The following is a 1021-nucleotide window of genomic DNA, read 5'->3' on the forward strand; positions in this document are numbered from 1 at the left end:
CGGGGTCGGGCAAGACCACGACCCTGATGATGATCGCCGGGTTCTGCGAACCGGACTCCGGCACCATCACCGTCGGGGACCGCGACGTCACGAAGCTCGCCCCGCAAAAACGCAACCTCGGCTTCGTGTTCCAGCAGTACCTGCTCTTCCCGCACATGACCGTGAGCGAGAATGTCGCCTTCCCGCTCACGCTCCGCGGGGTGTCCAGAGACGAGATCCGCAAGCGCGTCGGAGAGACCCTGGAGATCGCCGGTCTGTCCGGGTTCGGTGGCCGCAAGCCGCGTGAGCTGTCCGGTGGTCAGCAGCAGCGTGTCGCGCTGTGCCGGGCGCTGGTCTACCGCCCGCCGGTCATCCTCATGGACGAGCCGCTCGGCGCGCTGGACAAGAAGCTGCGTGACCAGCTCCAGGTCGAGATCAAGGCCATCCAGCAGGAACTCGGCCTGACCGTCATCTACGTGACGCACGACCAGGAGGAAGCACTGGTCATGTCCGACCGCATCGCGGTGATGCGCAACGGCCTGATCGAGCAGTTCGACACCCCCCGGGAACTCTTCGAACGCCCGAGGACTCCGTTCGTGGCGGACTTCCTCGGCGCGGCCAACTTCCTGCCCGGCCGCATCGAGCAGCACACCGACGAACACACCCTGGTCCGCCTCAACGAGTCCGGCGGCCTGATCAAGGCACGACGCCACCAGCTGGCCTCCGGAACCGAGGTGAAGGTCGCCGTGCAGCCGGGCCGGCTGCGGGCCTGCGCACCGGACGACGGTTTCTGTACGGGCACGGTCGAGACGGCCACGTATGTGGGCACTCTGGTCCGCGCGGGTGTGCGGATCGACGGCGGTGACGCGCCGCTGCTGCGGCTGGAAGTGCCGGCCGGCCGTGGGCCCGTCACCGGCGAGCGGGTCGGCATCACCGTCGACGCCGACGACGTCAACCTCTTCCCCACCGAACAGGGAGGGTGAGCCATGGCCGCCACCCTCACGGGGGCTCCTGCCCGTCCGCGCAAGCTCCTGGCCTCCCG

1 protein-coding gene is annotated in these 1021 nt (G+C 68.8%); it reads left to right on the forward strand.

Annotated elements, in window-relative coordinates; genetic code table 11:
* A partial coding sequence (locus ACZ3I3_RS41325; protein WP_467373028.1) for an ABC transporter ATP-binding protein occupies positions 1 to 962 on the forward strand: 962 nt, incomplete at its 5' end.
* Positions 963 to 1021 lie beyond the last annotated feature (59 nt).

It is taken from the genome of Streptomyces sp. NPDC016851 (assembly GCF_055562795.1).